Here is a 24,633-nt window from a genome sequence, read left to right as displayed (position 1 = left end):
ATCCTCCAGATCAAAGACCGAGCTGCCAGATTTCGGCGGCGATAATATTTCCCTCCGGCGCAACAAGACGCGCGGCACTGGCGCCCTTGAAGCCGGGCAGGCGCTTGGTTCCCGTCCAGCGGCCATCGTCGGCGAAGATTTCGATCGAGCCCGCGTCGAGAAAGATCCGGATGGTCGAGGGGTGCGCGCCGGCGGCGATGTAGCGGGGCGATGGCTTGGCATTGGCCACCGAGAAGGGAATACTCAGCCCGTCCTCGTTCAATTGAACCGCGACCGTCGCCTCGGGGTGTTGGAGATCGAGGCGGAAGGCGCTGCCGGCCTGGCCGAGGGTGAGCAGGATTTCGACGGAGCCGTTGGCGAGATCGACGGTCCGGCCGTCGAGAAGGCCTCCGGCATCCAGCCGGCGCTGCCGCAGGCTTTCGACCGCCGAGACCGGCGGCGTGATCAGCGCGCCGTCCTGCAAGGCCAGCCGGCGCGGCAGGGTCATCGCCGTCGGCATGTCGACCTCTTTTGATACATCCGTCCAGTTCGCAAGCCAGGCGATGCCGATCGGGCCGCCCTCGTCGACGAAGGCCTGGAACGCGTAGGCGTCGGTGCCGAAATCCAGCTCCTGCTCGAACTCCACGGAAAAGCTGCGGCCATCGAAACGGCCGACGGTCGCAAGCGTCATGTTGCGCCGGCCGGTTGCCGGGTCTCGACTGGTCAGCAGACCGAAGATCAGGGCCCAGCGCGTCGCCGGGTCGTTGGCGGGACCGTCGAGCGGCAGCATGCATGGGCATTCCGCCGCCGTCATCCCGAAGCGGTTCTCGCGGTGAAGCGTGCCGAGGAAGGTCCATCCCGCCACCGCGGCCGGATCGTCGGTTTCGTAGAGCAGGATGACGCCGCCCTCCCGGTCTCGCGTGCCGAGCAGCATCTTCCATCTGCCGTCGGGGCCCTTGAAGACGTAAGGGTCGCGGAAATCGGTCGTCAGCCCGAGCCCGGCGGGACGCGCCGGCAGGATCAGGCGCGCCGGCTCGACATTGACAAGATCGCGGCTGGTGGCGGTGAACTGAACCTGTTCCTCCGGTTCCCGGTCCTTCATATGCTCGGTGAAGAAAATGCGAAGGCCGGCTTCATCGCCGGGAAGAGCGATCGCCGAGCCGGAAAATGCCCCGCCCCGCCCGTCGGCCCGGGCGGCAAGTTCATCCGAAGGGAAAAGAAAGATCGGGAGATGCGTCCAGCGAAGGTAGTCCTTCGAGACCGCATGACCCCAATGCATGTTGTTCCACCGAAGGCTGTGGGGATAGTGCTGGTAGAAAAGGTGCGGCTTGCCGCCGAACCTTCCAAAGCCGTTGGGATCGTTCATCCAGCCGAAAGGCGGGCGGAAATGATAGCCGCCCGGGGTTTCGGCGGTGGCATTGGCGGGGCGGGCATGCAGCAGCCGGATGCCTTCGTCGAGAACGCGGGGCTCAAGGAAAGCATAGAGGACCGAGACCTCGGTTGTCGCCGGATCGTAGGAGAAGGCGGTCTCTCCGCCTCTTTCCAGCGTCATCGGCCGAAACTCGAACTCATCAGGATTTGAGGTTTCGACGGCGCCGGCCGGGTTCCCGTCGACATGTGCCGCCAGCCTTCCCGGGGTGCCGCCATGCGACGCCCTGATCCAGGCATGGATTGTGGACCCCGCGGGCAGGACGGCGCGGATCGGCTCAATCCCCGCTTCATCGGAGGGAGAAATCGCTGGGCTTGTCATCGATTCAACCTTTCACGGCAGAGCCGATAAAGGAGCTCACGAACCAGCGCTGGAATGCGAGGTAGAGCCCCAGGATCGGGATCATCATCAAAACGGAGGCCGCCATCGCCCGATCCCAGTAGATGCTGTCCTGTCCGAAGAAGGTGGCGATGGCCACCGCGATCGGCCGGGCATAGTCGGTCTGCGTCACCAGGATCGGCCAGAGATACTGGTTCCAGGTCTCGATGCCCATGAGGATCGACACGGTGGCGAGCGCGGGCAGGCTGAGCGGCAGGAAGATGGAGCGATAGGCCCGGAAAAACGAGGCGCCGTCGATCTCGGCGGCCTCAAGCAATTCCTTCGGCAGCTGCGCGAAGAACTGGTAGAACAGGAAGATGTAAAGCGGGCTTGCGACCCAGGGCACGATCTGCACCGCGAAGGTATCGGACATACCCGCTCGCGAAACCATGATCACCAGCGGCATGATGATGCTTTCCTGCGGGATCACGTAGAGCGCGATGACGACGGACAGGATGACGGCGCGGCCCTTGAGCGAGCCCCAGGCCAGAACGAAGCCGGCCATCGAATTGACGATCAGGCCGGAGCAAACCGTGGTGACGAGGATGATCAGCGAGTTGATGAGGTAGCGTCCGAAGGCGAGTTCACCGGAGAGGTGGCCGACTTCTGCATAATTCGAAAGCGTCGGGTTCGATACCCAAAAGGCCCGGAAGCTGCCCATGTCGGCCAGAATCTGGAACCGGTCGTCCTTGAGGCTGGCGACGACCAGCAGCAGCAATGGAGAGACGATCACCAATGCGATGATGAAAATACTGACGGTTTGGATGGCGCGGAGAACCCTGGCGGCCGAACGGGGCCGTGCCGTGCTGGCCTGCGGGATCGAGAGAGCGATATCAGACATCGAAGCGCCTCAGGAGCTGGCGCTGGATCAGCGCGATGACGAGAACGATCACGAACAGGATGACCGAGACGGCGGAGGCATAACCCATCTTCTGCTCTTCGAAGCCGGCGCGAACCATGTAGTGCACGACTGTTTCGGTGCTGCTCTTCGGCCCGCCCTGCGTGAGGATGGCGACCTGGGTATAGAGCTTGAAGGCCTGGATGGTGGTGATGACAAGCACGAAGACATGGGTCGGCCTGAGGCCGGGCATGGTCACATGCCAGAAGCGGCGGAAAGCGTTGGCGCCGTCGATCTTGGCGGCATCGTAGAGTTCATCAGGAATGCTCTGAAGGCCGGCGAGGTAGACGATCATCTGGAAGCCGTAGGCCTGCCAGGCCGAAAGCAGCACGAGCGAAAACATCGCCCACTGGGGATCGCCGAGCCAATCGATCGGCTGGATCGCCCCGCCGGAGAGGAAGCCGAGGATCTGGTTGAACGGTCCCGTGGGATACTGGAACAGCGTGCCCCAGATGACGCAGACCACGACCATCGAGGTGATCGCCGGCAGGAAGAACATGCCGCGCAGCAGATTGCGCAACGGCAGCTTCTGATGCAGCAGCAGCGCCGTCGCAAAAGCGAGGCCGCACTGGGCCGGAATGATCCAGAAGGTAAAGCGAGAGACGTTCCAAAGGGCCGTCCAGAACAGGTCGTCCTGAAAGATGCGGATGAAATTGTTGAACCAGACGAACCGGACCGGCGTCGGCCGCGGCACCAGGGGCTGGTTGGTCATCGCCGTCCAGAAGGACAGGAGAAACGGCAGGATCAGAAAGAGCGTCAACAGGATGACGGCCGGCGCAAGCATGGCCGCTTCCTGCATCAGCCGTCCCTTGTCATGCCGGCGTGCCGGGGCCTTTCGGACGGATGTCGAAGATATCGATTGTTGCATGGCCATTGGCTCCTCCTCTCCAGCCTCGATTGCCGGTCCCGCCCTGCAATGTCCGGCGGGGACATTGCAGGGCGATCGAGCTTATTGCTCGTCGCCGAACGGCGGATAGCCGTCATTGTCCTCGATATCCTGGTCGATCTTCTCGGCGGCCGCTGTCAGCGCCTCCTTCGGATCGCCGCCATTGAAGGCCTCGTCGACCGCCTGCATGAAGGCGGAGGTAATGGTCGGATAGGCTGGGTGCGGCGGGCGGGCGACGGCCGTCTTCGAGGCCTGCTCGAAGGCGATCGCCATCGGGCCGCCGGGAGCATAGAGCGGAGATTCGGCAGCGAAGCTCTTCAGGCCGGGATAGCCGGACTGGCTTGCGACGTAGGCGCGGAACTCCTTGTCCTTCAGCAGGAAGCTGATGAACTTGCCTGCAATATCGGGATGCGCAGACGTCTTGGTGACCGCCCAGATCCAGGTGCCGTCGGGGCTCGCGCCCTTGGCGCCGAATTTCGGAAGCGGCAGCACGACGATGTTGTCCTTCATGGTCGCGGCGGCTTCCGCATAGACCCAGTGTCCGCCGAGCGCCAGCGCGGCCGGATTGCCTTCGGCGAAGAACTGGTTGGTTCCGGCCGATTGCGGCACGACCCAGCCGTTCTTGACCCATTTCTGCATCATTGCCAGCGCATCGACGCAGGCGTCGCTGTCGAGAGTGCCTTCGGATTTCCAGGCCTTGCGGTCGATCAGATCGCAGCCGGCCGATTGCAGGATCGGGCCATAGGCATAGGTGATCCATTCGGTCTTGATGCCGTAGCCGCGGAAGGTGTCGATCGGCCACTTCACGCCGTCGACTTTGGAAAGCTTCTCGAGATAGGTTTCGAACTCCTCCCGGGTCCAGGCATCCTCGACGGATTTCGGAATGCGGGCGCCGATCGCCTCGAGATATTTCTTGTTGCCGTACAGCACGACCGAAGAGTCGGTCAGACCGATCGCATAGAGGTCCTTGTCGATCGGGTATGTGCCCTGGGCGATGTTGGACTCCGTCATGTCGTCGACGACATCCTTGTCGATCAGCGGCTTGATCGGCTGAAGATAGCCCGACCAGACGTAATTGGCGAGGAACGGCGCATCGAGCTCCATGACGTCGGGCAGCTGCTTGGCCATGACCGCGGCGCTGAACTTTTCGTTATAGGCATCGTGCGGCGCATAGATGAACTGCACGTCGACATCGGGATTGGCGGCCTCGAAGCGTTCGGCGACCTTGCCATAGGCGGCGACAAAACCGGGGTCGCCCTGATGCATGACCTGGATTGCGGTTTTCTCGGCTGCCTGCGCCGCTATGGCTGATAGTGCCGAGGACAGGACCAGTGACCAAAGTAAACGTTTACCCATTAGAATTCCTCCTCAGTTGAATGGGCCTATTTCAATTCATACGGATGCCCGCTCCACCAGCTGGAACGGCAGTTTCTGCACCCCGCCCGGGACCCGGTCTTCGGCAAGCAGGATTTGCGCGGCCTGGCGCCCCATGGCGCGATGGGGAAGCGCCATGGTGGTCAGCGGCGGGTCGAGACGCGAGGCGATCTCGACCTGGTTGTCGAAACTCGCCACCGCGACGTCGTCGGGAATGGCCGCACCCGCCCGGCGCAGCGCGGCATAGACCTCCATGGCCACGCGGTCATTGCCGCACAGGATGGCATCGGGGCGCCGGGGGCCGTTCATCAGTTCATGCACATGCGCGCCCACGAGGCTGTGAGCCCGGTCGCTGTAGACCGCCTTGCTGACGGCAGGCAGCACGATGGCGCCGGCTCCGTCGATGCCGGCCTGATCGAGCGCCTGACGGAAGCCGAGCTCACGGAGTTCGCCGGCGAGCAGCCCGGGCAAATTGATGAAGGCGATGTTGCGGCGGCCGGCATCGATGAGATAGTTGGTAATCTCGAGCGCCGCGCCCGTTTCATCGGGCACCAGCGAGGTCACGCGGTCGTTGGCATCCCGGCAATTGATCATGACGCCGACCGCATCGGCGAATTCTGCTGGCAGGTCGACGCTCTTGTGATACATGGCGGCATAGGCGATCGCCCGCGGGCGAAAGCGCCGCATCTCGTCGAGGATCGAGGCGATGCTCCGGTGGCCGCCGAGCGTCATGGCGAAGACGGCCATGTCGGCCGCGCGAACCGCGCCGTCGAGCCCCCTGATGATCTCCGTCGCGAAGGGGGACGTGATCAGATCGTCGGCGACAAGGCCGACAAGCGGCATCCAACCCTGTCGCATGCTGCGCGCAGCGAAGTTGGTGACATAGCCGAGCTCCTCGGCAATCTCCTTGATCCGCTGCCGGGTTTCATCAGACATGCGCGCGGAGCCGCCATGCAAGGCGCCTGAGACGGTCTTGACGGAAACGCCCGCACGGGCGGCTATGTCGTTGAGGGAAGCGGTCACTGGCTTGCTTTGGGTTATCGATTACCCATACCGGTATCAATCCCTTTTCGATGAGTCAAGCGGGTGCAGTTCGCCGCTATGGAATCTCACATGGAGGAAGTCATGGGGCGCGTGCGCTGCAGGCCGGCCCTTTACGTCATCTTCCGCTCCCTAGCCGGGTTGCGGCATCCCCTCCCCGGGCGGCATGGGCGCGGCGTCCTCCAACGCAGCGCGGCAACGGCGAGAGTAGCTTCTCTGAGACCCGAACCCCGCCGAAGCGGGGTTCCTGGGCAGGCAAGCCGTCAATTGTTATGGGCTGCGCAGGCTTCGTCCATCGGAGTAGCATTGCTCCGGCCGCCCTGCGTCTGGAGATTGTCGGAATTGTTCACCGGATCGGGGCACTTGACCTTGTCCGTCTTCATCGTGCCGCCGGTTGTTGAGCCGGTCGTGGTCGTATCGGTGGCCATCGGCTTCTTGGCTTTCATGTCGCCGCTCGCGCCACCGCCTTGATCGGCCGCATTTTTGTCTATCGTGGCGCCGGCCGGCGCCGGATTGGATTCGGCGAAGGCCGATGTGGCCATGCCGATGGCAAAAAGCGAAGCTGCTACGAGTTTCATATGCATTGCGATATCCTCCTTGGGGAATTTTGCCTTGTTGGCCTATCCACAACCTCACTGGCAGGTCATTGTTCCGCAACGGTTGCTGACAAATATGTTGCAGGTTGGGAGCCTTCGACCGGCAGACGCAGCAGCAATTGAACGCCTGATCGGGGGTGTCAGATCGTCCGGTCGAAGAGCGCCAGCGACCGGGTGTCCTTCAATCGGAAGACCTGGGCGGGACGGTTGCTCGCCCGGCGCATTTCGCCCTCGACCGGCTCCAGGAAATCGGCTTCGGACATGCGCTTTCGAAAGGCCGATTTGTCGAGCTTGCGGCCGAGAAGAGTCTCATAGACCGTTTGCAACTCGCTCAATGTGAAATGGACGGGCAGCAGATGACCGGGCAGGCTCGAATATTCGACCTTGCTCCTGATGCGGCCGAGCGCCTCCTTCAGGAGGGATGCATGGTCGAAAGCAAGGCGGAAGCCGACGCCCTCGCCCTCGATCGGCCGCCATTCGGCCTCCCGGGCAAACGCATCCTGCCGTTCGGCGACGTCATCCGCTGATAGCAGCGCGATATAGACGATGCTGATGCTCCAGCCTCTCGGGTCGCGGGTGCGGCTGCCGGTGGTTTGCAGCTGTTCGAGATAGGGCGTTTCGACCCCCGTCTTTTCCTTCAGCACGCGCCGGGCGGCAGCCTCCAGATCCGCATCCTCGTCAATATGGATCCAGCCGCCGGGCAAGGCCCAGTCGCCGGAAAAGGGCGCGTTCGCCCGCCGCACGAGAAGCACGGAAAGGCCCACCGGCGACAGCGAGAAGATCGCGAGATCGACGGTCGCGATCGGTTTGAAGGCGTCATTGTCATACGATGTCATGTTGCGAACATAGCATGCACCAGCCTTAGTGTAAATCTTCAACTAAGTTAGTTGACATTTATCACTAAGTCATGTTTTCTCCAGTTCGACACGAGCAGGGGCTCGCGCCAGCAACAGGGAAACGGTCATGTTCGGACTGCGCTTCATCAAGACGGAACCTACGCAATACGTCATCCAATATCAAAACGGCAAAGCCGTCCGCGAAGGCGCCGGCCTGGCCTTCTGGCATTTCGCGCCGTCGAGCTCGCTGGTCCTAGTGCCGACGGCGAGCGTCAACGACCCCTTCATCTTCCCGCTGGTGACATCAGACTTCCAGGAAGTGACCGTGCAGGGGCAGATCACCTATCGCATCGCCGAGCCGCGCCGCACGGCAGCGCTCCTGAATTTCACGCTCGACCACAAGGGCCGCTATGTTTCGGAGGATCCGCAGAAGCTTTCGACCCGGGTGATCGACCGCGTGCAGGTGGCGATGCGCGCCGAGGTGCAGATGCTGTCGCTGAAGGAGGTTCTTGCTTCGGGCGAAACGCTCGTCGCCGGCGTGGCGGATGCCCTCAAAGTACATCCGACGATCGAAGCGCTCGGCCTTGAAATTCTCGGCCTGTCGCTGCTCGCCGTCATGCCGAAGGCCGAGACCGCCAAGGCGCTGGAGGCCCATGCCCGCGAGGCCCTGCTCCGCCAGGCCGATGAGGCCATCTATAGCAGGCGCAATGCCGCCATCGAGCAGGAGCGGACGATCAAGGAAAACGAGATCGCCACCGAGATCACGCTTGAGAACAAGAGGCGGCAGGTGCGCGAGGCACAGATGGAAGCCGAACGCGCTGTGCAGGAACGGCAGCTGCAGATCCGGCGCGAAGAAATGGCCGGCAAGATCGCGCTGGAAGAGCAGAACCGCGATCTTGTGACGCTGGCCGCGACCAACGCCAAGGCCGAGGCCGATGCGCAGGCCTATGCGATGACCGCGATGATGAAATCCTTCGAGGTAGCCGATCCGAAAGTGCTGCAGGCGCTCGCCTCGGTTGGCATGAAGCCCGGCCAACTGATGGCGCTCGCCTTCCGCGACCTCGCCGACAATGCGACGAAGATCGGCCAGCTCAACGTCTCGCCCGATCTTCTGCGCGAGATATTGCAGCCGCAGGAGGGCAAGGACCGTGCCGGCCACTGACGAACGCAAGATCATCCTCGTCGTCCGCCCGACCCGCCTCGACGAGCTCATCGCCCGGTTCAACACCGTGCAGCAGGCGCAGTTCTATGTCGAACATCTAGGCGCTGATTTCAGCGATTACCTCGCCGAGAAGAAACGCTACGAAACGGCGATCGCCGAGGTGGAGGCCAGCCTGCGCGCCGTCGCCCGCGTGCAGCGTCTCGACCGCCGCTACCTCCCGAACTTCGTCTTCGGCCCCGACGATGTCGTCGTCGTGCTCGGCCAGGACGGGCTGGTCGCCAATACGCTGAAATATCTCGATGGCCAGCCGGTGCTCGGCGTTAACCCGGATCCGATGCGCTGGGACGGCCTGCTCCTCCCTTTCAACCCGAAGAGTCTTCCGAAGGTGATCGGCGAGGCGCTGAGGAACAAGCGGCCGATCAAGCGCGTCAGCATGGCCAAGGCGACGCTGAATACCGGCGCCGTCATCCATGCCGTCAACGATCTCTTCATCGGCCCGCAAAGCCATGTCTCAGCCCGCTATCTCCTGCAGGCGGAAGAACGCGAGGAGCGCCAGTCCTCCAGCGGCGTCATCGTCTCGACAGGCATGGGCTCGACCGGCTGGCTGAAGAGCCTTTATTCCGGCTGCCTCGGGGCCGCGAGCGCGCTCGGCCTCGAACCCGCTGAGCGGACGATCGACATGTCCTTCGCCTGGGACGCGGATTACCTGCGCTATTTCGTCCGCGAACCCTTCCCGAGCCGCACCACCGGCGCCACCATCGTCGCCGGCCTCGTCTCCGATACCCAGCCGTTGACCATCGTCTCCGAAATGCCGGAACACGGCGTGATCTTCAGCGACGGCATCGAGGCGGATTTTCTGGAATTCAACGCCGGGACACGGGCAGTGGTGACCGTCGCTGAACGGCAGGGGTCGCTGGTGGTGTGAGCGGCCTCGGCGAACATATGTATGTGGCCGCCGATCGGGGCGTTGCGACATATGAAAGATCACCTATGCTGCAGGTCCTCAGCGGACAATTGGAAAGCTGACACTGTCATGGGCGTTTTCGTTTTGCTGATGGGCTTCCCCGGCGTCGGGAAACTGACGATCGCGACTGAATTGAGTTCACTCTTTCCTGCAAAAATCATCGACAATCACTGGTTCAACAATCCGATACTGCGTCTCCTGGACGACGACGGAACAACGCCTCTTCCACCGGGGGTATGGGAATATACGGCGCGGGTGCGCCAGGCAGTGTTGGATGCAATTGTCGCTTATCGGCCCTCTCCGGCGAACTTCATTTTCACGCATGCCGGTATAGCAGGTGACGAGCAGTGCTCGCACGTTTCAGCAGATCTGCGATGCCGCCCGACAATGCGAGGCGTTGCTGGTGCCGATCAGATTGCTTTGCGATGAGGAAGAATTGGCGCGTGTTTCAACGCCCACGCGCCGCGAGCGGTTGAAGTCAACGGATGTGCAAGCCTCCTTAGACAAAAGCAGACAAGCGCGGGTTCTCGATCCCAAACATAGGTTTACCCTGGATCTGGATGTCACTTCCAATACGGCGCAAGCGAGCGCTGCAGCGATCCTGCATCATGTCACACGCGTCATCGCCCGCGATTTCGGTTCTGTCGTTGCCTTGAATGAAATGTAAGACGTTGATTTGATTGCCATGTCAGGCGTTGCGGAAGTAATCATGGCGTTTGGTTCCGCTACATAGCGGCAAGGGCGAGCGGGCTGTCTGGAAGATGTGCCATTACATGTCGGCGCCACCCAATCGGAGCTGGCCCACACCAAATTAAGAATCCATATCTTTGAAGGCGACTATTATGACATCACAGATGATCTGCCTCGAAACGAGCAAGAAGATCTTCGGCAATTGATTCTGTTGGCCGCCGAACGTGTTTCGAACGACGAACCTATCTGAGGTGCGGGCCAACCGGCATCCGGTTCATGATGGTCGGGTGAGACCGTCCGCGCTATGCGTGCGTGATGTCGTCAGCCAGCTGGAGCCACTCGTGCTTGGACTGTTCGAAGACGGAAACCGAGGGCGGGGAAAGGTCGGGTCCGCGAAGGCGCCGACGGCCACGACGCAGAGGCTGGATTGAAGTCGCCTTCCCAGTATAAGGACGTCCCGCAATTCGGGCAGAAGTGAAACCGAATGGTGCGCCCCTGCGCCGCGTCGCGCACGAAAACTTTCCGCACTCCTTCAATCGTCACCTCGGTTTTCTCAAAGATCGCGCCGCTGCCCGCCACTGCGCCAGTTCTGCGCCGGCAATCGCGGCAGTGTCACAGGCTCACCATCAGTGGATCGCCCGCGGTCTTCGCGCGGAGTGATCCGCAGTGGCATTGCGCAAGCCTGTCCATGTGTTGTCTCGCTTGTTCATGTTGTTGATCTCATGACGGCGATTAGATGCCGCGGAGTATCGATCGCGGCGGCAACTTTCATTCACTTCGGCGCCGCCGAAAAAGCTGGGCTCCTCCGGATGATCTGACGAAAACCGCTCTCGTTCTTGCGCTCTCATTTCGGCATCCGGATCGGGCGGAGATTTCGGTCGCGCCGCCGTGCTCAAGAATCTGGCTCGGGGAGATTATCTGTGAAGGGTGCAGCAAGCGCCGCTTCCATCGGCCGCCTGATCGCAGGGCGCGCCGACAGGGCAGGGTCGACAGAAGCCCGGCGCGGGAGAGATGCGCCGGGCTTCGAAAGTGGCCGACGGCATGGGAGGAGGAAGTGCCGTCCGGCCGAAGCAGCTCAGGAGGGGTGCAGCGCTTCAGCATTTCCCGAGGTAGTGCCGCAATGCGGCAAATTCAAGCCAGTGGTGGGACCGGGCCGCGCAGACACTGCGGCCTTGGAGCAGGGCCAGTCACTACGCAAATGTGGAATCGTCAAAGTGCTTCCGGTTTCGCGTTTTCGCGATAGTCGCTGACGCTGACGGTCCGAAGTGGATGGTCGACCTGTGTCGCTTATATCTCCCGAGTTCAAAGCGAAATGCCGTTATTGCTTGCCCAGGCGAGGAAATGCGTTCTGCCTGCAGGCCGAAGTTTAACGGCTTCCCGCAGTCGCCGAGTTGCCTCGTTCCGGTCGCCAGAAAGCAAGGCGGCGCTGAAGGACAACAAAGAGGGGCGGTCTTTCAGAGCCGCTGCGAGGCGCGAGAGATCGAGGTGACGTTCGAGCCATGGAAGGCCAGTGGATTGCATCTTCTCAACCAGATCAGCCGCTACCAAATCCAGGTCCGATGCCGCCGTAACCTCCCACCAATGGTCTCGGCCATAAACGAGGTCTCCCAATCTGGTGCGAAGGGTGGAGCTCGGCTCCGAAGGTTTCTCGTCAATCGCGTTCTGCCCTGCCATGGAGGCCACCGCAGCCACGAAGACGCCGAGGTTCACCGTAAACTTGCCGTTCTCTCCAAAATTCGAACTGCTCGCTTGCAGGTTTACGATCAGCCAATTCTCGCCTTGAGGCCGGTGCCAATTGCGTCCCGACTTCTTAAACCCCTCGCCTTTGAGCTCTCCGGGATGCGCAATTCCCTTTATAGCCGAGGTATTCGTGCGTTGGCCTCTCGATTCCACATTTTTGCTAGTGGCTGGCGAAGCGGGGGAGGCCTTTGATTTTCAGTTGGCGCGGAGGGGCGCGTTGTCCGCGGACAACCGGCCGTGGCTGGTTCGCGAACCGCAGTCGCTCAACCTCTTGACTGTGGAGCCTTTCTGCCGCGAAACGTGGTGGGCAGCCCGCAGGGCGAAGCCTCGAAGGACATGCTTCAGCGCCGTTGCCCGGCAGCAACGATAGGCCTGTGGTCAGCTCTTCGACCAAGATTCCAACATTGTCCATCCGTTTGAACGCTAAGTTTCCAATCTCCAAGCTGTCGTCGCTGGATGCTTGACCTGCCAGTAAGTCGATCTGTTCGTGTAGTCGCTGATCGGTTGTCCGCGGACAACGCTGACCCGGCGGCTAGTTCTTAGCAGTGCTGCTGATCGCTAGGCTATGAATCGCGCGGTATGAGCGCACCCTTGAGGGAGATGGCTTTGAAGGCTAGAGTGTGAGTCTGGAGGCCCATTCCAAACCTGCTGCCGGGTTGAAGTGTGCTTACAGCGTTATCGACGGCCATGTTCACCACGGTCGAGGTGTAATCGGCAGACTTCGGCCAAGAGCACTGGATCGTCATATGCTGAACCCATCCATCAGGTTCTCGCCTTCGAACGTCGCCGCTTTGAAGAAGGCTCTTCGGCAGCAATATTCGAACATCAAGTCGTCGCATCTCGATGAGGCCATCGCCGCCTCGTTCGGCTTCAAATCCTATGCGGCCATGCGGCCGACTCTGCACCAGGTCAGTGCTTATGCGCGGTTGATCGTCGTGACCGATCACCTGCTGCTTCTGCTTCGGCTGGAGGAGCTCGGATATCGCAACATTCCCCCGGAGGCGGTGCGTCGACTCGTCTGGACGATCGAATTCCCCGACGACCGATACGACAACGACGTCGGGGAAATCGTCCGGGCGCGCAGGCGGCCCGCGGCGGCCAATGCGGAGTAGCGTTTCTAGTGGTGAGTTATCGTCGACAGGAGTCTGCGGTGAGACTGCCGTTGTGATCAGGGTTTGTGCCCGGATGGTTGCCCGCGGATAACAGAGGCCGCATCTCCGGTAGTGGCCCAGCAGCTTCTGAGGCAAATCGACGGCATGCTTCGCGTCGTCCGAAGCAAGCGGCTCGTCACCGAGCGGCGTGGTCTTCGGACAAGAGCGCCTTGCCTCTTCGCCAAGGCTACTGCCGTCAACTGGCCGGCCACGACCGCCATTCTCAGAGCGGGGGACCGGCGATCATGGCGTTCCGAGGGAAGCAATAGGTTCGTTGATCAGGGATGATGTTAACCGTGGATAACGACAGCGCCTGTTGCCGTCCATCGCCGCCGGCGTTATTGATGGATCGGAAGCGCTCGAGCGAGCTTGGGCGCAGATCACCTGCAGGGCTGCGTCCGGCAGATGTTCGAGTCCTCGGCGGCCACGGAATGCAAGGCCAAAATCTGCTCTTTTCGATCGTGGAGGAGCGGAATCTCTGCCTCCGGAGCAGAAAATTTCTGACAGCCACAACCGGAGCTTGGTTGCCCGTGTGCCGCAGTAACGAAACCAAAGTCCGCTTTTGGTTCCGTAGTGCCAAGCGCATGCAATAAAATCAGTGATTTATAATTCCGGCGGTTGTTGCAGGTCCATGCCCGCTGAGGCGCCGATGGCTGCAGCGGCCCCTCCCCTGCCTCCGGGAATTTCCGCAGAAAAGCAACGGCTTGCATCCTTTAGCGGCAATCGGCGTTATCCACGCAGCAAATCGGAGGATAGGGTAATGGCAGATGCGCTCCGCCTCAATAGGTTCTCGATCGCGGCGACGGTGATGGCCGCAGCGATCGGCGCGTTTGTTGTCCTCCAGGCAAGGCAGCGCGGTGCTGTCGCGGTGACCAGCGAGATCGCCGGGGGCGACGACGATCATGGGCGCAGCGCGGCGACGCCGGAGGCCATTCCGCTCAGCGGCCTTCGTGACGTATTCTGGCGGGTCTTCCACGAGATCCTGAACGACCGGGTCACGCTCATTGCCGCCGGCGTGACCTTCTATCTGCTGCTGGCGATATTTCCGGCGCTGGCGGCGCTCGTCTCCCTCTACGGACTGGTTGCCGATCCGGTCACCATATCCGAACATCTCCGCGAACTGGTCGTCCTCTTGCCGCCGGGGGCCTTCGATCTTCTCGCCGACCAACTGAAGGCGCTCGTCGAACGACGCGAGAGCACGCTCGGAATCACCTTCTTCGTGGGTCTCGCTATCGCGCTCTGGAGCACGCATAACGGTACGCTCGCGATCTTCGATGCGATGAACGTGGCCTATGAGGAGGATGAGAAACGGAGCCTCGTGCGACTGAACCTGATCGGCCTCTGCTTCACCTTATGCGCAGTGTTCTTCGCCGTCCTCATGGTTGCCCTCGTCGGCGTGATGCCGCTTGTGCTCTCCTTTCTGTGGCTTGACCAGTTCAAGGAGCAAATGGCGCTCCTTCTCAGATGGCCGCTGCTGCTGTTGGTGGTGGTGGTTGCGATCATGCTGGTCTATCGCTTCGGCCCGAGCCGCGAGCCCGCCAGAGTGCGGTGGATGACATGGGGCGCAGCCCTGACGACGCTCGCCTGGGCCGTCATGTCGCTCGGCTTCTCCTTCTATCTCGAGCATTTCGCCAACTATAACGCGACCTACGGCACGCTCGGCGCGTTGATCGGCTTCCTCATCTGGATCTGGCTTTCCGTCGTCATCCTCATCGTCGGTGCGGAACTGAACGCCGAGCTCGAGCATCAGACGGCCAAGGACACGACGACGGGGCAGCCGCTGCCGATGGGCGCGCGCGGGGCCTATGTCGCGGACACTTTGGGCGAGACCATGAGCTGATCGTTAAGGAGCGGCATTGATGCCCGCTGCTTCGATGCGGTTTTGATGTATTTTGTGCTTCGGCAGGTTCGACAGAGGAGACGATCATGACCGCCCCGCATCCTTCCAAAACGCATATCGGCAATCACGCACTGCATCCCGAAACGCAGATGCTGAACTACGGCTACGACCCCGAGCTATCGGAAGGGGCGGTCAAGCCGCCGGTGTTCCTGACCTCCACCTTCGTCTTCAATTCCGCCGAGGATGGCCGGGACTTCTTCGATTATGTCTCGGGCCGGCGCGAGCCGCCGGCCGGCAAGGGGGCGGGCCTTGTCTATTCGCGCTTCAATCATCCCAACAGCGAGATCGTCGAGGACAGGCTCGCCGTCTATGAGAAGACGGAGAGTGGCGCGCTGTTTTCCTCAGGGATGGCGGCGATCGCCACGACCTTGTTCGCCTTCGTCCGGCCGGGCGATGCGATCCTGCATTCGCAGCCGCTCTATGGCGGCACGGAAACCTTGCTGGCAAAGACCTTCCTCAATTTCGGCGTCGCCGCGGTCGGCTTTGCCGATGGTGTCAGCGAAAATTCGGTGCAGAAGGCGGCCGACGAGGCGGTGGCCAAGGGCCGCGTCTCCGTCATCCTGATCGAGACGCCCGCCAATCCGACCAACAGCCTGGTCGATGTCGCGATGATCCGGCGCGTCGCCGATGCGATCGGCGCAAAGCAGGGGCATACGCCGATCATCGTCTGCGACAACACCCTGCTCGGGCCGGTGTTCCAGCGGCCGATCGAGCACGGCGCCGACATCTCGCTTTATTCACTGACAAAATATGTCGGCGGTCATTCCGATCTGATCGCCGGGGCGGTTCTCGGCCGCAAGGCCGTCGTCAGGCAGGTCAAGGCGCTGCGCGGCGCGATCGGCACGCAGCTCGATCCGCATTCGTGCTGGATGCTCGGCCGTTCGCTGGAAACATTGCAGCTGCGCATGGAGCGGGCAAACAGCAATGCGCGGGCGGTCGCCGATTTCCTGCGCGATCACCCGAAGGTCGAGAAGGTCCACTACCTGCCCTACCACGATCCGGACTCGCCGTCCGGCCGCACCTTTGCCGCGCAATGCAGCGGCGCCGGCTCGACCTTCTCCTTCGACATCCGCGGCGGCCAGCCGGCCTCGTTCAAATTCCTGAACGCGCTGCAGGTCTTCAAGCTTGCCGTCAGCCTGGGCGGTACGGAATCGCTGGCGAGCCATCCCGCGACCATGACGCATTCCGGCGTACCCGCCGATGTAAGGGAGCGGATCGGCGTGCTGGAATCGACGATCCGCCTGTCGATCGGCATCGAGCATCCCGACGATCTGATCGCCGATCTGGAATTGGCGCTGCAGGCGGCCTGAGGCGGCGGGGGATGATGCCCGGCGCCGCCGGGCATCATGGGCGGCTTACTTGTCGTCGATCGTCAGTTCCGTTTCGGTGGTATCGAGCACGAAGACTGCCAGCAGTTTTGCCGGCTCGGTCTTGCTGGCATTGGCGCTGACGCTGTGATGATCGCCGGGAAATTCGGAGAAGCTTTCTCCGGCCTTATAGGTTTTCTCCGGGCCCTTGTTCACCGCGCTGCGGATCGCCCCTTCGAGAACGGTGGCATAGATGAAGGCTGAGTCAGGATGGGTATGGCCGGGCGACATGCCGCCGGGCGCATATTCCACCAGCACCGCCTTCATGCTCTTGCCGGGAACATTGGGAAGCTTCTGATCGTAAACGACGGTTATCTTCGCTCTGTTGTCCCCGGCGTGCGCTTGCGTGCCGGCGGCCAGGGTCAGGGCGAGTGCCGCCGCCGAGATGATTTTTCCTGGCATGTCTGGTCTCCTCAGTTGATACGACGGGCGCAAATCCCTATCAGGCGCTCTTCTTCTGGGGCGGCTGTTGGCTCAGCCAGTCCTCGAAGCGGATCCGGCCGAGCCGCGCATTGGGGCCGGCCACGAGCGAGTCGTCTTCGAGTTCGACGCCGAAATAGCGGGCGTGCGGATCGGTCACCACCTGGCGCGGATCGTTCGTTGCCTTGAAGAGGCGTGTCACGATCTCGGTGAGGCGGATCTTCTCCGGCCCGCCGATTTCGACCGTGCCATTGACGGGTGCGGCAAGCGCCACGTCGGCCATCACATCGGCGACGTCGTCCGAAGCGATCGGCTGCAGATAGGCCGGCGACAGGTGCACGGTCTGACCGACGGTGTTCGACTGGGCGATGCCGGCCATGAATTCGTGGAACTGCGTGGAATGCACGATCGTATAGGGAATGCCGGAGCCTTTGATCAGCTGTTCTTGCGCCATCTTGGCGCGCATGTAGCCGCTGCCCTGCAGGCGCTCCATGCCGACGATCGAGAGCGCGATATGATGCTTCACGCCGGCGGCAGCCCCTGCCTTCAGCAGGTTGCGGCCCGAGGTCTGGAAGAATTCGAGAACGGCCTTGTCCTCGAAGGAGGGCGAGTTCGCAAGGTCGAGCACCACTTGAGCACCTGCCAGCGCTTCGGCCACGCCCTTGCCGGTAATCGTGTCGACGCCTGTATTCGGCGAGGCGGCCAGCACGTCATGCCCCTTCTTACGCAATCTCTCCACGGTCTTCGAGCCGATCAGGCCGGTGCCGCCGATAATGACGATCTTCATGGGTAGTCTCCTTGTGCTCTGCGAGGTTTTCCTCTGTTGACTGGAAGATGGCTGCCGAAATCGCATCCTCGGCGAGGCAAGCGACTTCATCGGTACGGGTCCTCACCGCGCGAAACTCCCGGCCGCGGGCGGTCGCCACCGATGCGCAGGAGAATGCGCCGGATCGCGGCCGCGAACCATTCTCCCTGCGTCGCTGTCACCCTATGCGAAGGCAGTAGGGCGGCTGGTCTTGCGGTCGAAACGTCTTGCGGAATTGGAGGATTTGGAGTCCGCCGGCGTCAAAAACGTGCGTCTCACGGGATAAGCACCAGAACGCGCTGTGTGATAAGCTTCGCCGGCTCACTTTATCATCAAGCCTCGTTCTCGACTCGCCGTCATCCTCGGCCTTGTGCCGAGGATCTGCTGTCCTATCGACCGAAGGCAGATGCTCGGGACAAGCCCGAGCGTGCCGAAAGAGGAGTTGGGTTTGTTACCTGCTTAAGCGACAGACGGACCATTCCCAGAGAAATAGACCTATGATGTCGTCGATTGGCTCAAGGGTAAGCGGAAAACAATTCGTCCCGTGATCTCACTCGGATGCCCTTCACCTAGTCACGAAAGCCGGACCGCCTCGAACAGCGCCGTCAGCCCGATGCCGCCGCCGATGCCGATCATCGCCAGACCGGTGGCGCCGGGAATGCCGCCGCGGATCAGCTGGCTGTACAGCCGGGTCACGAGGATCGCGCCGGATGCGCCGAAGGGATGGCCGAGTGCGATGGCGCCGCCTTCCCGGTTGACCGTATCCGCCGGGATTTCGAGCTGATCGAGCGATGCCAGGACCTGCGCGGCGAAAGCCTCGTTGAATTCGATGGCGTCGATCGTGGAAAGCGAGAGATCGGGCTGACGCTGCAGGAGCTTTTTGGTCGAGGCGACCGGGCCGATGCCGAGCAGGTTGGGGTCGACGCCCGCTGCGGCGCTATCGATGAAGGCGAGACCTTTTTCGATGCCGAGGCGTCTGGCCATGCCGCGGCTGATGACGAGCACCAGGCAGGCGCCGTCATTCAGCGGGCAGGCATTGCCCGCCGTCACCGAGCCGTCGGCCAGGAAGACGGGCTTGAGGTTTGCCAGCCGTTCCATCGATGTCGTCGGGCGCGGGCATTCGTCCCGTTCCATCAGCCCGTGGCCGGTGGCGATCTCTATGGTCTCGGGCCGGAAGAGGCCGGCTTCGGCCGCCTTGACGGCGAGACGGTGGCTGCGCAAAGCGAATTCATCCTGACGCTGGCGCGTGATGGCGAATGCGCGGGCGACGTTCTCGGCGGCGACACCCATCTCGGGATCGCCGACTGCATCGGGGGAGAAGCGGGCACGGCCGTAGAAGCGCGGCAGGGCGCCGTTGGCTTTCGGCCTTTCGGCCCGCCACGGCGCGGTGCTGACGCTCTCGACGCCGCCGGCCAGAAAACAGGAACCGGCCTTTGCCTGGATCAGCCGAGCGGCCATGATGATCGCTTCTAGGCCGGACCCGCATTGCCGGTCGATGGCGACGCCGGGAACGGCGATCGGCAGGCCGGCGGAAAGGGCGGCGAGCCGGGCGATATTACCGCCGCCGCCGGCGGCATTGCCGACCAGCACGTCGTCTATGGCCTCGGGCGCTATGCCCGTCTCGGCAACGATGCGACGGATGATCGGCGCGAGCAGGTCTTCGGAGGCGACCGTCGCAAGCGAGCCGAAGGCCCGGCCGATCGGCGTGCGGTAGGCGGCGACCACGACCGGCTGCCAATCCTTGTCAGGCTGATAGGCGTAGGACAAGGCCGTCTCCCGAAATGACCGATGCCTGCACCTGGCCGCGCGCGATCTTGCCGCTGCTCGTCATCGGCCAGGCGCCGATCTGGTAGAATTGCCTGGGGATCTTGAACCTTGCAAGCTTGCCCGCGCAATGGTCGGCCAGGATTTTCGCGTCGATCGCCTCGCCGGAAACGACGGCAACGATCCTCTGGCCGTAATAGGCATCCGGCAGGCCGAAGACGACGGCTTCCTCGACGCCGGGGCAGGTCTTCAGCGCGCTCTCGACTTCGGCGGGATAGACGTTGTTGCCGCCCGAAATCATCATGCCGCCGGCCCGGCCGATCACTCGCAGCATGCCGTTGGCGTCGATCTCGCCGAGATCGCCGACGGTGGCGCCGGCCGGTGTCACCCGGAACGCCTGTCCGTCGTCGCCCCAGAGATAGCCGTCGGCGATCAGGTCGCTGTTGACGAAGATGGTGCCTGGCACGTCGGTCCCGACATCGTTTTCCTCAGGGTCGCGGATGGTGATCGCAACGCCGGGATAGGCTTGCCCCACCCGGTCGTTCGGAAAATCGGTCTCGCCGCCGGCAAGCGTCGAGACCGTCATGAAACCGATCTCGGATGCGCCGTAATATTCCCGGATGCGCGCCTTGGGAAAGAGGCGGCGCATGGACTCGACCTCGTTGAGGTTCAGCTTGGCGCCGGCGGTCAGCACGTCGCGCAGGCAGTCGAGCGCCGGCTCGCTGGCCCATGCCCGGGCAATCCCGGCTATATGGGTCGGGACTGCGACCAGCCGTTCGATCTCTGCGGAGGCGAGGGCGCGGGCGACCGCGCCGGCATCCCACTTCCGCACCGAATGGAAGGTCGCTCCGGCATCGAGCGCTTCCACCAGGGCGTAAAGCGCCAGGCCATGCGCCAGGGCGCCGGGACAGAGGGTCGAGGGCGCGTTCTGGAGGTCGAAGACCACCCGTCCCCGGTCGAGGCTCCGGCGCCACTGTTCGCGCGAGCGGTAATAGGCTTTCGGCTCGGCGGTGGTGCCAGAGGTGAAGCCGATCAGGAAGATGCCTTCGGCATCCGGCAGGTCCTCTCCCGGTGCGGTGAGATCGAAAGGCTCGGCTCCGGCGATGACGACCGATATGCCGAGCCGGCGGCCGATCTCCGCACTTGCGCTCGCCCCGTCGTCGACGACAAGCACGTCGGGCGCAAGGCGCTGCAGAATGCGCTCGATCCTTTCCGCCGGCATCATCGGATCGATGACGGCGCAGGCATTCGGCAAGGCGGTGGCGGCGACGAAATATTCGGCAAAGCCGAGATGATTGCCGAGGCTGAGCGCAACGAGCTTCTCGATGCCTGGCAGATCGATCGTGCGGCGGTTCGTACCGGGAAGCCCCTGGAGAAAGCGATAGATCGCCCGCGAGCGCGCGTAGAGTTCGCCGTAGCTGAGAGCGTCGCCGTCGATCACCACCGCCGGCTTGTCCGGTTTCTCCATGGCATGTCGACGAAGCTCTGCATGGATCGGCATGGATCAGCCCTGCGACAAGGCGGCTCTGGTCGCCTCGGGGATCGGCGTCGGGCGGCTGTCGGAGAGGCCGACGCAGACCCAGACGAGGCCGGCCGTTGCGCAGGGGGCGCCGTCGCGCCGGCGAAAGAGTTCGATCGCAAAGGAGAGGCTCGTGCGCCCGATCTTCTCGACGGCGACCTTCGCCTCGACGACATCGTCGACGTCGATCGGGTTGTGAAAGGTGATCTCCGCCTTCTTGACGTGATAGGCGACACCCGAGGTGGTGTGACGGAAATGGCCGAGGATCTCGCGGTGCCTGAGGAACTCGACGACGGCATCCTCGCAATAGTCGAGGTAGACCGAATTGTGGACATGGCCATAGATGTCGATGTCTCGCATCGAGACCCGGAACGATGCTAAAGGCCTGTCGTCAACGCTCATTCGATCACCCAAAATTGGTGGGCTGTTCTAACCGCGAGTATGTGGGGGATGCAAATGCAATATCAGGCGGTCGTGCGAAAATTCGGCCCGGCGCAGGAGGTCGTCGGGATCGAGCGGACGCCGCTGCCGGCGCTGCGGCACGACCAGGTGCGGGTGCGGCTGCTGGCCCGCTCGATCAATCCTTCCGATATCATCACCATTTCGGGCGCCTATGCCGGCCGCACGACCCTGCCCTTCATTCCGGGCTTCGAAGCCTTCGGCGTGGTCGAAGCCTGCGGCGAAGCGGTCTATGGGCTGAAGCCGGGGACGCGCGTGCTGCCGGTGCGCAGCGCCGGCGGGTGGCAGGAGTTCAAGGACACCGATCCCAGCTGGTGCCTGCGCGTGCCCGACGCGCTCTCCGATTTCGAGGCGGCGACCAGCTACGTCAACCCGATGACCGCCTGGCTGATGCTGCATGGGAAGATCGGGCTGAGACCGGGCATGCGCATCGCCGTCAATGCCGCCGCCTCTTCGATCGGATCGATCCTGATCGGCCTCGCAAATGCCGTTGGCGTCGAGCCGGTGGTGATCGTTCGCAGCGAAGAATCCCGCCAGCGCCTGCGCGGCCGGCTCGAGGCTGTTGTCATCGACAGGGAGGATAGCGATCTGGCAGCCGGCCTCGCCGGCCGGCACGGGCTCGATGCGGTGTTCGACTGCGTCGGCGGCGCGCGCGCCTCGGTGCTTGCGGATGCGCTCAAGCCGGGTGGCCATTTCGTGCATTACGGCCTGCTCTCCGGCCAGAGCATCCCGAATTCCTTCCGGTCCTCCCATCCCGATATCACCTTTTCCTTTTGCCACCTCCGGGAATGGGTTCATTCCGAAACCATGGACAATGTCCAGCGCGCCTATTCCGAGGTGGCGGCGCAGATCGCCGCGAAGGTGATCGCCACCGAGGTGCGGGCGGTGTTTCCGCTGGAAAGGATCGCCGAGGCGCTGCAAGCCGCCCTGCCCTTCCGGGCAGGCGGCAAGGTGCTGCTCGCCTGATCGGGCACCCGCCTCGTCCTTCGAGGCCCCCTTCGGGGCACCTGAGGATGAGGCTCTCCTGAGCGTTGGCGGATACTCCAACGTCCGTTGTTATATCGGCGCGGCATCCACCAACCTCCCTCATCCTGAGCGTAGGCCGCAGGCCGAAGCCTCGAAGGACGCGCTTCGACCTTGCTTCTTGCGTCCACTAGCCGCCGGTGGCCGACCTCGTCCTTCGAGGCCCCTGCGGGGCACCTTAGGATGAGGTCGGAGAGAGGTCGCGGCATCCATCAACGTCCGCTGTTGTTGGCGCGGCCTCCACCAACGTCCCTCATCCTGAGGTGCGCAGGCCGAAGGCCGAAGCCTCGAAGGATACGCTCCGACATTGCTTCTTGCCTATTCAACCCTACTCGGCGTCGTGCCGCAGCCGCGATCGAATGATCTCGGGATGGTTCTGCTCGGCCCATGCGATTAGGGTTTTCATCGGAGCGAGGAAGGATCGGCCGAGTTCTGTCAGCTCATATTCCACGCGCGGCGGCACCTCGGGATAGACGGTGCGCCTGATATAGCCGTCCTGCTCCAGATGCCGCAGCGTCTTGGAGAGCATCTGTTTGGAGATGTCGCCGATCTCGCGCAGCAACTCGTTGAAGCGCTTTTTCTCGGTTTCCAGCGCCTCGAGCGTCAGCAGGCTCCACTGATCGCCGATGCGGTCGAGCACGCCCCTGATCGGGCATCCTGCCCGGGCCGCTCTCCCGCCGGATCGGTTTTCCCGGGCATCGCTTCCTCCTTCTTGGTCATCGCGCGCTGACTTCGGCACTGAAAACTGCCTTCTTGCTGGGCATTTCGCGCTGTCCTAGACCAAGCCTCATAGTCTGTTTCTTAGACTAGATCGCGGATTCATACCAAGGAGTTTGATGCATGACATTCGGGAAATCGCTTTGCGCACTCGCCGTTCTGGCGGGCATCGCCATGCCTTCCGGCGCCTTCGCCGCCTCTCGGGATTTAAAGGTCGAGGAAGCCAACCGGAAGCTGGTGGTGGTGTTCTACGATCGCTTCTTCAACAGCCATGATATCGAGGCCGCTTCGGTCGTCGCGGACGATTATCGGCAGCACAATCCTCAGGTTCCCGATGGCAAGAAACCTCTCGTGTCCTTCTTCACCGGCTTCTTCAAGGAAAACCCTCAATCGAAGGCAGAAATCGTTCGCACTGCGGCCGATGGCGATCTCGTCTGGCTGCACGTGCATGCGACGAACGGCACCGACGATCGCGGCCAGGCGATCGTCGATATTTTCCGCGTCAAGGACGGCAAGATCGTCGAGCACTGGGATGTGATCCAGGCGGTTCCGAAAGAGGCCGCCAACAAGAACACCATGTTCTGAAAATGATGGGCCGGCTCATGGCCGGCCTCGATCACCAGGCAGTCAGGTGAGCGACAGTCGTGTCGCGCACCAGTCCCACACCGCGTCGACGGCCTTTCGCGGCGATGATGAGCGTTTGCGGACGAGAAAGTAATCGGCGCCGATGGTCGCCGTCGCATCCGTCACCGGCACCAGCCGCCCGGCCTCGAGATCGGCCGCCACGAAAGCCTGGCAGGCGAGCACCACGCCCTGGCCGGCAAGTGCTGCATCCAGCGCCAGTGTCGTGTGGTTGAAGGCCGCGCCCGGCAGCTTCTCCCGGATTCCGAGGAACACGCCCCAGCGATCGTGCGAGTCATGCAGGAGCGGCAGCTTGCAAAGCTCTTCGCCGCTCAGGGGGAGGGTAAGGCCCTTGACCAGATGCGGGCTTGCGACCGCGACCAGTTCCTGGCGGAACAGCAGCCTTGCCTCCAGCGCCGCCGGGAAAGCCTGGCTGGTGAGGCGCACGGCGATATCCACCTGGTCGCGGTCGAAATCCGACAGCGCCTCGGTGGCGACCGTCCTCAGATCCACGTCGGGAAGGGCGCTGTAGAGCTCGGCGAGGCGCGGGATCAAAAGCTTGGCGGCGACGGTCGGGGTGACGCTGATCGTCACGGTTTCCGGCCGCGCCAGAAGCCGTCCGGTCGCTTCGCCAAGCATATCGAAGGCACGGGTCACGTCAGAGAGGTAGGCCGCACCCTGCGCTGTCAGCGCAAGGCCGCGAGGCAGGCGCTGGAACAGCATGAGGCCGAGCTGATCTTCCAGCGCGCGGACCTGCTGGGCGATCGCACCCTGCGTGACGCCGAGTTCCTGGGCGGCGGCGCGGAAATTCAGCCTGCGGCCCGAAGCCTCGAAGGCGCGCAAGGCATTCAACGGCGGCAGCGCGCGGCGGGATTGGATCATTGGCTTATCCAGTAGATTTTCTACAGTCTCGC

The 24,633-nt window shown here is 62.7% G+C and carries 23 protein-coding genes and 1 pseudogene; 8 read left to right on the top strand and 16 right to left on the bottom strand.

The genetic code is table 11. The features are described 5' to 3' along the window. Nucleotides 1-10: 10 nt before the first annotated feature. From MHI61_RS29410 to MHI61_RS29380, 7 genes are all read right to left on the bottom strand, one after another. Nucleotides 11-1,729, bottom strand: coding sequence for a GH32 C-terminal domain-containing protein (locus MHI61_RS29410; protein ID WP_239792989.1), 1,719 nt, complete (start codon nt 1,727-1,729; stop codon nt 11-13). A 4-nt stretch (nt 1,730-1,733) separates the two neighbouring features. Further along, nucleotides 1,734-2,627 carry a carbohydrate ABC transporter permease gene (locus tag MHI61_RS29405; protein ID WP_239792988.1) on the bottom strand — a complete coding sequence of 298 codons (894 nt, stop codon included), beginning with the start codon at nt 2,625-2,627 and terminating at the stop codon, nt 1,734-1,736. Further along, nucleotides 2,620-3,558 carry a sugar ABC transporter permease gene (locus tag MHI61_RS29400; RefSeq protein WP_239792987.1) on the bottom strand — a complete coding sequence of 313 codons (939 nt, stop codon included), beginning with the start codon at nt 3,556-3,558 and terminating at the stop codon, nt 2,620-2,622. Before MHI61_RS29400 ends, MHI61_RS29405 begins: the two co-directional genes overlap by 8 nt. Nucleotides 3,559-3,633: 75 nt before the next feature. After that, a complete protein-coding gene (locus tag MHI61_RS29395) occupies nt 3,634-4,926 on the bottom strand; it encodes a sugar ABC transporter substrate-binding protein (RefSeq protein ID WP_239792986.1) in 1,293 nt (430 codons plus the stop codon). A gap of 36 nt (nt 4,927-4,962) precedes the next feature. Then, nucleotides 4,963-5,967 (bottom strand): LacI family DNA-binding transcriptional regulator, encoded by a 1,005-nt coding sequence (locus MHI61_RS29390; RefSeq protein WP_239792985.1) that lies wholly within the window; start codon nt 5,965-5,967, stop codon nt 4,963-4,965. A gap of 281 nt (nt 5,968-6,248) precedes the next feature. Continuing rightward, a complete protein-coding gene (locus MHI61_RS29385) occupies nt 6,249-6,569 on the bottom strand; it encodes a hypothetical protein (protein WP_239792984.1) in 321 nt (106 codons plus the stop codon). A gap of 152 nt (nt 6,570-6,721) precedes the next feature. Then, nucleotides 6,722-7,417: an NUDIX domain-containing protein gene (locus MHI61_RS29380; protein ID WP_239792983.1), complete on the bottom strand. Its 696-nt coding sequence runs from the start codon at nt 7,415-7,417 to the stop codon at nt 6,722-6,724. Between the two features lie 127 nt (nt 7,418-7,544). On the opposite strand from MHI61_RS29380, the gene MHI61_RS29375 reads away from it, so the two are divergent. From MHI61_RS29375 to MHI61_RS29365, 3 genes and pseudogenes are all read left to right on the top strand, one after another. After that, complete coding sequence (locus MHI61_RS29375) at nt 7,545-8,579, top strand: SPFH domain-containing protein (protein ID WP_239792982.1); 1,035 nt, start codon at nt 7,545-7,547, stop codon at nt 8,577-8,579. After that, entirely contained in the window at nt 8,566-9,504 is a 939-nt protein-coding gene (locus tag MHI61_RS29370) for a sugar kinase (protein WP_239792981.1), read from the top strand. The genes MHI61_RS29375 and MHI61_RS29370 overlap by 14 nt, the downstream gene beginning before the upstream one ends. 108 nt (nt 9,505-9,612) lie before the next feature. Beyond that, nucleotides 9,613-10,210, top strand: a pseudogene (locus MHI61_RS29365) (chloramphenicol phosphotransferase). Nucleotides 10,211-10,554: 344 nt separating this feature from the next. Here the strand turns inward: MHI61_RS29365 and MHI61_RS29360 are convergent. Next, on the bottom strand, nt 10,555-10,812 hold the full coding sequence (locus tag MHI61_RS29360) for a GFA family protein (protein WP_239792980.1): 258 nt from the start codon (nt 10,810-10,812) through the stop codon (nt 10,555-10,557). A gap of 723 nt (nt 10,813-11,535) precedes the next feature. Further along, nucleotides 11,536-12,126 carry a DUF4304 domain-containing protein gene (locus MHI61_RS29355; RefSeq protein ID WP_239792979.1) on the bottom strand — a complete coding sequence of 197 codons (591 nt, stop codon included), beginning with the start codon at nt 12,124-12,126 and terminating at the stop codon, nt 11,536-11,538. A 593-nt stretch (nt 12,127-12,719) separates the two neighbouring features. On the opposite strand from MHI61_RS29355, the gene MHI61_RS29350 reads away from it, so the two are divergent. The 3 genes from MHI61_RS29350 to MHI61_RS29340 all read left to right on the top strand — a co-directional run bounded on the left by MHI61_RS29350 (nt 12,720) and on the right by MHI61_RS29340 (nt 16,334). After that, entirely contained in the window at nt 12,720-13,085 is a 366-nt protein-coding gene (locus MHI61_RS29350) for a hypothetical protein (protein ID WP_239792978.1), read from the top strand. A gap of 799 nt (nt 13,086-13,884) precedes the next feature. Next, entirely contained in the window at nt 13,885-14,964 is a 1,080-nt protein-coding gene (locus MHI61_RS29345; RefSeq protein WP_239792977.1) for a YihY/virulence factor BrkB family protein, read from the top strand. Between the two features lie 86 nt (nt 14,965-15,050). After that, nucleotides 15,051-16,334 carry a cystathionine gamma-synthase family protein gene (locus tag MHI61_RS29340; protein WP_239792976.1) on the top strand — a complete coding sequence of 428 codons (1,284 nt, stop codon included), beginning with the start codon at nt 15,051-15,053 and terminating at the stop codon, nt 16,332-16,334. 45 nt (nt 16,335-16,379) lie between these two features. Here the strand turns inward: MHI61_RS29340 and MHI61_RS29335 are convergent, their stop codons facing one another. From MHI61_RS29335 to MHI61_RS29315, 5 genes are all read right to left on the bottom strand, one after another. Then, on the bottom strand, nt 16,380-16,793 hold the full coding sequence (locus tag MHI61_RS29335; protein ID WP_222138275.1) for a cupin domain-containing protein: 414 nt from the start codon (nt 16,791-16,793) through the stop codon (nt 16,380-16,382). A gap of 40 nt (nt 16,794-16,833) precedes the next feature. Further along, nucleotides 16,834-17,598, bottom strand: coding sequence for an SDR family oxidoreductase (locus tag MHI61_RS29330; RefSeq protein ID WP_239792975.1), 765 nt, complete (start codon nt 17,596-17,598; stop codon nt 16,834-16,836). A gap of 591 nt (nt 17,599-18,189) precedes the next feature. Continuing rightward, nucleotides 18,190-19,383: a thiolase family protein gene (locus MHI61_RS29325; protein WP_239792974.1), complete on the bottom strand. Its 1,194-nt coding sequence runs from the start codon at nt 19,381-19,383 to the stop codon at nt 18,190-18,192. Next, nucleotides 19,361-20,881 (bottom strand): AMP-binding protein, encoded by a 1,521-nt coding sequence (locus MHI61_RS29320; RefSeq protein ID WP_239792973.1) that lies wholly within the window; start codon nt 20,879-20,881, stop codon nt 19,361-19,363. The genes MHI61_RS29325 and MHI61_RS29320 overlap by 23 nt, the downstream gene beginning before the upstream one ends. Nucleotides 20,882-20,884: 3 nt before the next feature. After that, a complete protein-coding gene (locus MHI61_RS29315; RefSeq protein WP_239792972.1) occupies nt 20,885-21,301 on the bottom strand; it encodes a thioesterase family protein in 417 nt (138 codons plus the stop codon). Nucleotides 21,302-21,355: 54 nt separating this feature from the next. Here MHI61_RS29315 and MHI61_RS29310 point away from each other — a divergent pair, with 54 nt between their 5' ends. After that, the gene (locus MHI61_RS29310) at nt 21,356-22,324 is read left to right on the top strand and encodes a zinc-dependent alcohol dehydrogenase family protein (RefSeq protein WP_239792971.1); all 969 of its coding nucleotides are present in this window, start codon (nt 21,356-21,358) and stop codon (nt 22,322-22,324) included. Nucleotides 22,325-22,709: 385 nt separating this feature from the next. Here the strand turns inward: MHI61_RS29310 and MHI61_RS29305 are convergent, their stop codons facing one another. After that, on the bottom strand, nt 22,710-23,030 hold the full coding sequence (locus tag MHI61_RS29305) for a helix-turn-helix domain-containing protein (RefSeq protein WP_239793407.1): 321 nt from the start codon (nt 23,028-23,030) through the stop codon (nt 22,710-22,712). Nucleotides 23,031-23,221: 191 nt separating this feature from the next. Here MHI61_RS29305 and MHI61_RS29300 point away from each other — a divergent pair, with 191 nt between their 5' ends. Continuing rightward, the gene (locus MHI61_RS29300) at nt 23,222-23,683 is read left to right on the top strand and encodes a nuclear transport factor 2 family protein (RefSeq protein WP_239792970.1); all 462 of its coding nucleotides are present in this window, start codon (nt 23,222-23,224) and stop codon (nt 23,681-23,683) included. Nucleotides 23,684-23,725: 42 nt separating this feature from the next. Here the strand turns inward: MHI61_RS29300 and MHI61_RS29295 are convergent, their stop codons facing one another. Next, nucleotides 23,726-24,601 carry a LysR substrate-binding domain-containing protein gene (locus tag MHI61_RS29295; protein WP_239792969.1) on the bottom strand — a complete coding sequence of 292 codons (876 nt, stop codon included), beginning with the start codon at nt 24,599-24,601 and terminating at the stop codon, nt 23,726-23,728. Between the last annotated feature and the right edge of the window lie 32 nt (nt 24,602-24,633).

The organism is Rhizobium sp. K102 (assembly GCF_022385315.1).
Taxonomy (GTDB): domain Bacteria; phylum Pseudomonadota; class Alphaproteobacteria; order Rhizobiales; family Rhizobiaceae; genus Rhizobium; species Rhizobium croatiense.
The sequence above is the reverse complement of the archived record's forward strand: the minus strand, read 5'-3'. Positions and strand labels throughout refer to the sequence as shown.